We start from the raw sequence: 12,009 nt of genomic DNA on the forward strand, positions 1-12,009 counted from the left end.
GGGTTAATGAATCCAAAGCCTACACGGATATGAAGTTTGAGACGTTAAATTATGCAGTTGAGGATGTACGCAAAGAAGCAAGACAAGCAGCTGCTGTTGGTTTGGCTGTCTCTAATTTAAGTTATGACGATACACCAGGGAAAGTAAGTTTTTCATTTGGTACGGGTGTATGGCGTAGCCAATCGGCATTTGCTATCGGTGCTGGTTATATGTCTGAAAATGGGAAATTCCGCTCTAATATATCTGCAACGAGTGCTGGAGGTCATTGGGGTATAGGTGCTGGATTTAGGGTCACGTTGAATTAACAGTAAAAAAAATAGAAATTTCCCTTCTCTTAAATAAGGCGAAGGGAATTTTTTAATCACTCATGGAGATCGATAGGAAATAAAGGATCACTATCAATAAATAGCCTATTTGACGTTCTCATTGGTAAGTTTGTGGTAAAAAAGTATTTATCGTATCAAAGAGGAATAATTTGTAGAATCCATATTATTCTCGATTTTTGTTATTGTTTAAAAGACATTCTTTTGGAAATTGAGTAATTGCTTTTATTAAGTATTTTTTGTCTTTTCGCGGCAAAATTTGATCTTATGATGCACTGTTTTTATGAAAAAAGAACATAACAATCGCATTATGAATGAATGGAGTATTATTATTCAATAATAAAATGAAGATACAGGTTGCTTTGCATAATATACCAATTGTCAGTTTGTAACGGGGATATACCATATGATTTGTGGTGATGAGATTACAATCAAAGATATTGTAATTTGTAGGGAGATGCCTCTTTTGAGGGAAAATTGTTATTTATGCTAGCCAGTTGTGTAAAATAGCTTTATGCGCGGCTATATTTCAAGTTATATATGATATCATTATCGTATGTGAAAAGGGATTACAATCGGTAAGTGAAAGGATAAAATCATTTTTGGAAAACAAAGGGTTTGTTTAATCATTTTAGTGATTCTGATGACAAAGGCATGGAAAGTTTTGTTGTAGCATCCCATGAAACTTTCATCTCTTCAGCAGAGATTATTCCTATATTCTTCTCAATTTGAGCTTTATGCATATAACATAAAAGACGTAAACAAATGCCTATAAGCAAACGAAAAGCCAGTTATGGTAAGGTTATTGTCGCGAAGAGTCGAGACAGGCAGTGGCTATAGGTTTAGCTGTATCGAATTTGAGTTATGAAAATATGCTAGACTCTTTAAGTTTATCGATTGAGACAGGCATATGGTGCAATCAATCCGCCTTCGCGATTGGAGCAAGTTATATGTCTGAAAATAGGAAGATTTGGTCAAATATATTTGCGACGATTTCAGAAGGACATTGGAGCATAGGAGCAACTTAAGAGTAAAGCTGAATTAATAGATAGCCAGCAAGATTGTACTTGAGTTATGAAAATATAGTTTTCTTTTAAGTATTTTGTTTGAAAATTATATGAGAATTTGTATTTTATCTTTTGTAATATTTTTAAAGAGTCGTTTATGTTCAATTTTTTTGTAAACGCTAATTTTTTTTAGAATATTGTTTTTAATGTTGAAAAAAGATCACATAACGATGTGAAAACATATATTTTTATTCCAATTAATAAAAAGTTTTATTTTTTTGTTGCTATTTTGTTAAATAACAGATAGTGGTGAGAGAGGTATATTAGTAAGACTCATTTTGATTAAATAAGATAATTAAAAGGGGGGGAGTAATGCGTAAAAGACGAAAAAATAATAGCAAAACAAATTCACACTGTTGCATTACACTTGATAAAAAAATGCTATAAATCAAAACCCCTTATTTTTCTTAAGTATCATAGGTTAATAATTTACCTCTTATTAAGAAAAAAACTTCTTAATAAGAAAGAATTCATTACCAACTTTAAAGTAACAAAATACTTCTGAAAGTACTGTTTTAAGTAATAAGATCCTTATTAAGTAAAATGCCTTTAATGTTTAAATACATAAAATCCCTTTTTAAAACCCAAAGGGCGAAAACCGCCTCTAAACCTGAATATAATCTAAATGTATCATTTTCAGTCCATTAAACATTTCCACATTTAGATCTCAACATAGAAAGCGTCACAAAACAAAAACAAAGACTCAAAATGTTCTCACTTTGATCACAAGTTTTGATACAAGTACTACTACAACAGTGCAAATAACACTGAAATGTGTCTTTTTTATGTTCTGGATATGCTTTTTAAATTTTTTCATTGGAGAGTTTGTTATGAAAAAATTATCTGCCACATCAAAGAGACCTAGTTTGCATGCTGTATCTGTTTCTCGGCGTTTATCTTTATTTGCAAAGCTTTCGTTGGGAACGGCAATGGCCATGCTTTTATCGAGTGGATTTCCTGTGGTGGCTTCGAATCTCGCTATTACAGCAGCAAAGAATATGAGTCAAAATGCTCCAGAGGTAAGTTATCCTAAAGGGAGTCATGGCAGTATTGTTTTTTCTGGTGATGATGATTTCTGTGGTGTAGATCATGTTACTGGTCGTGGAGGAAGTGCTCCGCGTTCTGGGCGTATAATAAGTGTGGAAGAAGAATATCAGAGATTTGCCGAATACAAAACGGTAAATGGCGTTTCTCCTTATAGCCAAAGCTTAAATCAACAAAGATGGTCTGGTGATGGGAGGACCAGTGGGGGTACGGGTTATATGGGGGCATCGACGGGTGGTGATACAAATATCATGCCTGAGGCTTATGGTATTTATTCTTTTGCCACCGGTTGTGGTTCTTCTGCAACGGGAAATTATTCCGTAGCATTTGGTGCAAATGCAACGGCACGGACTGGAGGATCGCAAGCCTTTGGTGTTGCTGCACTTGCAAGTGGGAAGGTGACGGTTGCTATAGGTGTGGGGGCAGAAGCGTCAGGAGACGCTGGGGTTGCTTTTGGTGGATTGACAAAAGCAAGCGGTGAACACAGTGTTGCTATTGGTGAGAAAGCAAAGGCAACGGGGAAATTCGGTATAGCTGTGGGTAATGAGGCAGAGGCGACAAAAGAAGATAGTATGGCTATAGGTCGCATGGCACACGCTTTGGGGAAAAGCAGTGTAGCGTTAGGTTCTGAATATAATGTGAAGAGTGAGCACGGGGATAATGATTATACCACTGCCAATGGTGATTATTCAACGGCTTTGGGTGCTGTTTCTAAGGCTATGGAGTATGGTACCACTGCTGTTGGTCATCGTGCCTATGCAATGGCTAAACACGCTGTTTCTGTAGGCTTTTATTCAGAGGCAAATGCAGAGCAAAGTATTGCTTTAGGGGTATTTTCAAAGGCAAATGCAAAGGGAGGTATTGCTATAGGTTACGATTCCAAAGTGAATGTTGATGGTGGTATTGCTATAGGGAACAATTCTGTGTCCAATAGGGCCGCTGGTGTTTTTGGATATACTCCTATTCTGCAAGGACCAGCCACCAACACCGAATCCCAATGGAAGAGTACTGTGGGCGCTTTTAGTGTTGGTGATGGTGATGCTATAACACGACAGATTACAGGTGTTGCAGCTGGTAGTAAACCTTCTGATGCAGTGAATCTTAGACAGCTGCAAGATTTAGAAGAAGTTGTAAGAAAGAACGGTTGGAAACTGTCTGTTGATGGTAAAAATGCTAAAACAGTGCTTTTAGATAGTGACGTAGATTTTTCTACTGGAAGTAACAATCTCCAAATCACCAAAGGACAAGATGACAACAAGGTAAAGTTTGATTTAGCAAAGAACATCACACTAGAGAGCGTAACAGCAGGTGCCAATACTTTCGATGCCACGGGCTTGAAAATTGCGAAAGGTCCACAAATCACAACTGCCGGTATTAATGCAGGGAATAAAAAGATAACCAATGTGGCAACGGGTACTAACGAGACCGATGCTGTGAATTTTGGACAGCTGAAGACAGTTGAAAAAGATATCAAAGATCAAGTAACCGCCAGTAGTTTTGTAAAACAGGATGCCAATACAAGACATATCACCATTGGTAAAAAAACCGATGGTGACAAAATTGATATTACCAATAACAAAAGCGAGCAGCGTACTCTTACGGGTATAAAAGCTGGTGACATCTCAGAAAATTCAAAAGAAGCCGTTACTGGATCGCAGTTGTTTGCTACAAATAAAAATGTGAAAACGGTATCAGATAATTTTAATACCGCTGCCACGAATATAGCCAAATCTTTTGGCGGTGGAGCTAGTTATAGAGATGGCAGATGGTTTGCTCCAGAATTTAGAGTAAGAACAGTTAAAAATAATGGACAAGAATATGATGCGACTTATAAGAATGTCGCCGATGCTTTGAGTGGAGTTGGTAGTTCTATTATAAATGTTCAAAATAAAATTACCAAAAAGATAAATGATGCCATTACCAATGTAAATGATACCATTACCAATGTAAAAGCCGATGCCTTATTATGGAGTGAAAGGGATAATGCGTTTGTAGCGCTGCATGGAAAGGGTTTTGAAGAGGAAGGGGGGGAACCGATACCGAAGTTAAGAGGTAAAATTACCTCTCTTTTAGATGGTAATATTTCTTCTGGTTCTACAGATGCCATTACGGGGGGGCAGCTTTATTCGATGAGCAATACCCTTGCGACCTATTTTGGCGGTGGAGCTGGTTATAAAGATGGGCATAAAGATGGGCAATGGACTTCTCCAACTTTTACACTAAAAACTGTTAACGGTGAAGGCAAGGAAGAAGATGCGACGTATCATAATGTAGCAGAAGCTCTGACTGGTGTTGGTACTTCTTTTACAAACGTTCAGAATAAAATTACCCAACAGATTAATAATGCGATTACCAATGTACAAGGTGATAGCCTTATTAAGAAAGATAAAGAAACCAATTATATCACTATTGGTAAAGAAGTAGCAGGTGATGAAATCAACATCGCCAACAGTTCCAAAGCAGATCGGACACTTTCCGGTGTAAAGGATGCAGTGCAAAACAATGAAGCTGTTAACAAAGGCCAGCTTGATGACAATTTGAAAAAACTTTCTGAGAGCCTTCAGTCAGATGATTCAGCAGTTGTTCATTACAATAAAAAGAACGATGGTAAAATTGATTATACGAATGTGACTTTTGGAAAAGGCAAAGGTTCTACCCCTGTTGCACTTCATAATATTGCTAATGGTGATATATCTGAGTCTTCACTGGGTGCGATCAATGGTCAGCAGATGTATAAAATAGGTAAGGATGTATCAAAAGTCTTAGGAGGTAATGCATCATTTGAGAATGGCACTTTAAAAGAACCAGTCTATAGTTTATCTAGTATTACTGTAGATGGCGAGAGCTCACCGATTGTCTTTACCAATATTGGTTCAGCGTTTTCAGGTCTTGACATGAATATCAAGAATGTAAATAAGCGCATTGAGGAGGTCTCTCAAGAAGTTGCAAAGGATTCTTTAAATTGGAATAATTCTGACAATGCCTTTGTTGCTTCTCACGGGGAAGGCGAGACAAGAAAAGATAGCAAGATTACGCATATTTTAGATGGTAATATTTCGGAAGATTCTACAGACGCCATTACGGGTAAACAGCTTTATTCTATGAGCAATACTCTTGCGACCTATTTTGGTGGTGGTGCCAAATATGAGGATGGCAAATGGACTGACCCAACATTTACAGTACAAACAGTTAAAGATGATGGACAGGAAGAAACGACGACTTATAAAAATGTCGCCGATGCTTTGAGTGGCGTTGGTAGTTCTATCACAAATGTTCAGAATAAAGTGACTGAACAAGTAAATAATGCCATTACTGCTGTCAAAGACGATGCTTTATTGTGGAGTGAAACAGATAAAGCCTTTAGTGCTCAGCATGGCAAGGATGATGCAAAGACAAATAGTAAGATTACACATCTTTTAGATGGTAATATTGCTTCTGATTCTACAGATGCCATTACGGGTAAACAGCTCTATTCGATGAGCAATACCCTTGCGACCTATTTTGGCGGTGGAGCTGGTTATAAAGATGGGCAATGGACTGCACCAACTTTTAGACTAAAAACTGTTAACGGTGAAGGCAAAGAAGAAGATAAGACTTATAAAAATGTAGCAGAGGCTTTAACTGGTGTTGGTACTTCTTTTACAAACGTTCAGAATAAAATTACTCAACAGATTAATAATGCGATTACCAATGTACAAGGTGATAGCCTTATTAAGAAAGATAAAGAAACCAATTATATCACTATTGGTAAAGAAGTAGAAGGCAATGAAATCAACATCGCCAACAGTTCCAAAGCAGATCGGACACTTTCCGGTGTGAAAGCTGCAACAAAGGATAATGAAGCTGTTAACAAAGGTCAGCTTCAAGAAAGTTTGAAGAAACTTTCTGATAATCTTCAGTCAGATGAGTCTGCTGTTGTTCATTATGATAAAGATGATAAAAACGGCACCATTAATTACACGAGTGTGACGTTAGGTGGTAAAGAGAAAAAATCTGTTGCACTTCACAATGTTGCTGATGGTAGTATTGCCAAGGATTCGCACGATGCAATCACGGGTGGTCAGATTAATAAAATCGGTGAAGATATTGCTAAATCCTTAGGTGGAGAAGCATCCTTTAAAAACGGTGTTCTTACACAGCCAACCTATAAATTATCCTACATTTCTAAAGATGGCGGTGTAACAGAGAGCAAATTTCAAGGTGTTGGAACGGCTTTTGCAGGGCTTGATGCAAATATCAAGAATGTGAATGATCGGATTAAGGAAGTGACTCAAAGTGTTGCACAGGATTCTTTATCGTGGAGCAAGACTGATAACGCCTTTAATGCTCAGCATGGGAATGATGGTGCAAAAACCAATAGCAAAATTACGCATCTTTTAGATGGCAATATTGTTGCTGGTTCAACGGATGCTGTTACGGGTAATCAACTCCATTCCTTAGGTGATAAGGTTGCGACCTATTTTGGTGGTGCAGCGAGTTATGAGAATGGCGTATGGGTAGCTCCAAGCTTTAAGGTTAATACAGTTAACGCTGAAGGTCAGGAAAAAAATGAGACTTATCACAATGTAGCCGAAGCTTTAACAGGAGTTGGTACGTCTTTCACGAATATTAAAAATGAAATTACCAACCAGATTACTCATCTTCAGTCAGATGATTCCGCTGTTGTGCATTATGATAAAAAAGATAATGATCAGATTGATTATGCGAGTATCACTTTAGGAGGTAAAGATAAAACCTTTACCGTTCTCCATAATGTTGCGGATGGTGCAATTTCTTCAGCATCGCATGATGCAATTAATGGTGGTCAAATTAACAAAATTGGTGAAGATATTGCCAAATTCTTAGGTGGTGAAGCATCTTTTAAAGATGGTACTTTTACAGAGCCAACCTATAACTTATCTTATATTGCTACAGATGGAACAGTAAGCAAGAGTTCTTATCAAGGTGTTGGAACAGCTTTTGCAGGTCTTGATCTCAATATCAAGAATGTGAATGATCGTATTAAAGAAGTCTCTCAGGGAATTGCACAGGATTCTTTATTGTGGAGCAAGTCTGACAATGCTTTTAGTGCGCTTCATGGGAAAGATAATGACAGAAAAGCTAGCAAAATAACACATCTTTCGGATGGTAACATTTCTTCTGGTTCCACAGATGCTGTTACAGGTAACCAACTTTATTCTTTAAACAAGCAATTTGCGACCTATTTTGGTGGCGGAGCTGGTTATAACGAAAAAGGAGAATGGCAAGCTCCTAACTTTAAGATAAATACAGTTAAAGAGGATGGTAACTCTGAAGAGAGGAACTATACCAATGTAGCGGAAGCATTGACTGGAGTTGGTACGTCTTTCACAAATATCAAAAATGAGATTACTAACCAAATTACTCATCTTCAGTCAGAAGATTCAGCGGTTGTTCATTATGATAAAAAGGATGATAAAACTGATTATACAAATGTTACTTTGGGAGGTAAAGATAAGGTCCTCACAGCGCTCCACAATGTTTCTGCTGGTATTATTTCTGAGAATTCCCATGATGCAATCAATGGTGGACAGGTTCATAAAATAACTGATGGTGTTGCGAAAATTCTTGGTGGTGGAGTAACTTTTAGAGAGGGTTCTTTTACAGAACCGACCTATACTTTATCCAGTGTTGATGAACAAGGAAATGTAAAAAAGGATAGCTTTAAAACTGTTGGTTCAGCTTTTGAAGGGTTAGATAAGAATATCAAGAATGTGAATCAGCGGATTAAGGAAGTCTCAGAGGGAGTTGCACAGGATTCTTTGAACTGGAGCGCTAAAGATAATGCGTTTGTAGCGCAGCATGGAGAAGAAGAAAAAACGAATAGCAAGATTAAGTATCTTGCTTCCGGAGATATATCTGCTGCTTCAACAGAAGCAGTAAATGGTTCGCAGCTTCATTCTTTGGGTGATAAAGTTGCGAGCTATTTTGGTGGTGGTGCGAGCTATGAGAATGGCACATGGGTAGCTCCAATCTTCAAAGTTAAGACAGTTAAAGAGGATGGTAACTCTGAAGAGCAAGAGTATAAGAATGTTTCTGCTGCTTTTGAAGGTGTAGGTACGTCTTTCACGAATATTAAAAATGAGATTACTAACCAGATTAATCATCTTCAGTCAGAAGATTCAGCGGTTGTTCATTATAATAAAAAGGATGATGGTCAGACGGATTATACGAGTGTCACTTTTGGTGGTAAGGATGAGATCCCTACAGCTCTGCATAATGTTGCGGATGGTAAGATTTCTTCCACATCACGTGATGCGATCACTGGTCAGCAGATTGATAAAATCGGCAAGGATGTAGCACAGTTCTTAGGTGGAAATACAGCCTTTGATAATGGTGCTTTTACAGGTCCAAGCTATGCATTGTCAGAGGTTTCTGCAGAAGGTAAGGTAAAAGAGAAGTCTTTTAGTGATGTAGGTTCAGCCTTTACGGGTCTTGATACAAATATCAAGAATGTGAATGATCGGATTAAGGAAGTTTCAGAGGGAGTTGCACAAGATTCTTTAAATTGGAATAGTGCTGAGGGTGCTTTTGTGGCTCAGCATGGGAAGGATGGTGCAAAGACCAATAGCAAGATTACGCATATTTTGGATGGTGCTGTTACAGCGGCTTCAACGGATGCTATTACTGGAAAACAGCTGTATTCTCTCAATCAGACGCTTGCGACGTATTTTGGTGGTGGAGCGAAGTATGAAGGAGGGCAATGGATAGCTCCAGATTTCAAAGTTCAGCAGTTTAGTGAGGATGGTAAGGCTGAGGAGAAGAGTTATAGCAATGTAGCGGAAGCTTTGGCTGGAGTTGGTAATTCTATCACAAATGTTAAAAATGACCTTACAAAGGAGATCAATACACAGATTAACAATGTAGTGAGTGATAGCCTTGTCAAGCAGGATGAAACAACCAAGCAGATCAATATTGGTGGCGAAACAGATGGTACACAAATCAATATTGCTAGCAAGGATAAAGCGGATCGTACCCTTTCTGGTGTAAAGGCGGCAGAGAAAGGTAATGAAGCGGTTAATAAAGAGCAATTTGATCAAGGGTTGGAGCAGCTTTCTAATAAGCTTCAATCTGAGGATTCCGCTGTTGTTCTTTACGATAAACAGAAAGAAGGTCAAATAGACTATACGAATGTAACTTTAGGAAAAGGTCAAAATGCTTCTCCTGTTGGATTACATAATGTTGCCGATGGTAAGCTTACTGAGAATTCGCATGATGCGGTTACCGGTGGTCAGATTAATACAATTTCTCAGGATGTAGCCAAATTTTTAGGAGGTAGTGCGGCTTTTGAGAAAGGAACTTTTACAGGTCCGACCTATAAATTATCGAGTGTCGATATAAAAGGTAAGGTAATAGAGAAATCATATAACGATGTTGGTTCAGCCTTTGCAGGTCTTGATACGAATATCCAGAATGTGAATACTAATCTCACGAATAAATATAATGAACTTACTGAAAACATCACGAATATTACGCAAGAAGTTAAAGGGGATGCTTTGTTGTGGAACAAGGATGAAGAGGCCTTTGTCGCGCAGCACGGAGAAAAGAAAAGCAATAGCAAGATCACACATCTTTTGGATGGCAATATTGCTTCTGACTCAACGGAGGCTGTGAATGGTTCACAGATTTACTCGATGAATAATACGCTTGCAACCTATTTTGGTGGTGGAGCGAAGTATGAAGGAGGGAAATGGACAGCTCCAGATTTGAAAGTTCAGCATTTTAGTGATGATGGTAAGGCTGAGGAGAAGAGTTATAGCAATGTAGCGGAAGCTTTGGCTGGAGTTGGTAATTCTATCACAAATGTTAAAAATGACATTACAAAGGAGATCAATACACAGATCAACAATGTAGTGAGTGATAGTCTAGTGAAGCAAGATGAAGAGAGCAAGGTTATCAAGATAGGTGCTGAAAAGGGTGGAACAAGCATTAACATTGCCAATAGTGGTGATGCTGCGCGGACTCTTACAGGCGTAAAATCAGGAGTACTTTCAGAAGAATCGCTTGATGCGGTGAATGGCTCTCAGCTTTATTCGATGAGCAATACGTTAGCGCGCTATTTAGGCGGTGGAGCTGGATATAAGGAAGGGAAATGGGTATCTCCAAGCTTTAAAGTTAAAACAGTCAAGGATGATGGTAGTGCTGTTGAAGAAAAGAGCTATGATGATGTAGCGTCTGCCTTTGCTGGTGTAGGAAATTCATTCACGAATATTCATAAAGAGCTTAAGAATGAGATTAATCAAGTTGTAGGAGACAGCCTTGTAAAGCAAGATGAGAAGACCCATGTGATTTCGGTTGGAGGTGAAAAGAGCGGGACTCAAGTGACTTTTGCAAACACGGATCATGCCGCACGGACCCTCACAGGTGTGAAAGCGGGAGAGCTTTCAGATGTATCGTTTGATGCGGTGAATGGTTCTCAGCTTTTTGCAACCAATCAGAATGTCACGGTTGTAACGAATAATCTGCAAACAACAGCGAGCAATATAGCCAAGTCCTTTGGTGGTGGCGCTGGTTATGATGAAAAAGGCAACTGGAATGCTCCAAGCTTCAAAGTGAAGACTGTCAGTGAAGATGGTAGTAAGGTTGAAGAGCAGAGCTATGATGATGTAGCAAAAGCCTTTGCAAGTGTAGGAACGTCTTTCACGAATATTCATAATGAGATTAATAAGGAGATTAGCCAAGTTGTGAGTGATAGCCTTGTGAAGCAAGATAAAGAGAGTAAGGTTATCAAGATAGGTTCTGAGAAAGAAGGTACAGAAATCACCGTTGCGAATAGTGAAGGTGCGGGACGTCGTATCTCAGGTGTGAAGGCGGCAACTCTTTCAGCAACATCAACAGAAGCTGTGAATGGTTCTCAGCTTTTTGCAACCAATCAGAATGTCACGGCTGTAACGAATAATCTGCAAACAGTTGCTGAGAATACTTCAAAGTTCTTTGGTGGTGGAGCAGATGTGTTTAAAGGTGTTGCACCGACTTATAGAGTGCAGGATAAGGATTATCAGACAGTAGCGGATGCATTTTCTGGTGTTGATCATTCTTTTGCCGATCTTCATAAAGAGATTTCTCAAAATAATAATGAGGTTACTGAACATATTAAGCAAAATGCCTTGTTATGGAGTGATAATGATAACGCGTTTGTTGCTCAACACGGTAAAGAAGATGCCAAGACCAACAGCAAGATTAAGTATCTTGCGAATGGAGATATCACAGCAAATTCAAGCGATGCCGTGAATGGTTCACAACTTTATACGATGAATCAGACATTTGCGACCTATTTTGGTGGTGGCGCTGGTTATGATGAAAAAGGCAACTGGAAGGCTCCAAGCTTCAAAGTGAAGACTGTCAATGAAGATGGTAGTAAGGTTGAAGAACAGAGTTATGATGATGTAGCAAAAGCTTTTGCAAGTGTAGGAACTTCTTTCACCAATATTCATAATGAGATTAATAAGGAGATTAGCCAAGTTGTGAGTGATAGCCTTGTGAAGCAAGATAAAGAGAGTAAGGTTATCAAGATAGGTTCTGAGAAAGAAGGTACAGAAATCACCGTTGCGAATAGT

General features: G+C 38.6%; 3 protein-coding genes. All 3 read left to right on the forward strand.

The features are described 5' to 3' along the window. Positions 1-305, forward strand: a 305-nt coding sequence (locus PVV64_RS09305) for a YadA-like family protein (RefSeq protein WP_273760741.1), incomplete at its 5' end; no start/stop codon positions are given. A gap of 890 nt (positions 306-1,195) precedes the next feature. Then, positions 1,196-1,351, forward strand: a complete 156-nt coding sequence (locus tag PVV64_RS10590; RefSeq protein WP_404978426.1) for a YadA-like family protein — start codon at positions 1,196-1,198, stop codon at positions 1,349-1,351. A gap of 869 nt (positions 1,352-2,220) precedes the next feature. After that, positions 2,221-12,009, forward strand: a 9,789-nt coding sequence (locus PVV64_RS09310) for a hypothetical protein (protein ID WP_273760743.1), incomplete at its 3' end; no start/stop codon positions are given.

This window comes from Bartonella sp. ML70XJBT.G, assembly GCF_028618575.1.
Classification (GTDB): domain Bacteria; phylum Pseudomonadota; class Alphaproteobacteria; order Rhizobiales; family Rhizobiaceae; genus Bartonella.

Excerpts from the sequence above, each read along its gene's own strand:
- PVV64_RS10590 (WP_404978426.1), top strand. The coding sequence starts at position 1,196 with ATGCTAGACTCTTTAAGTTTATCGATTGAGACAGGCATATGGTGCAAT.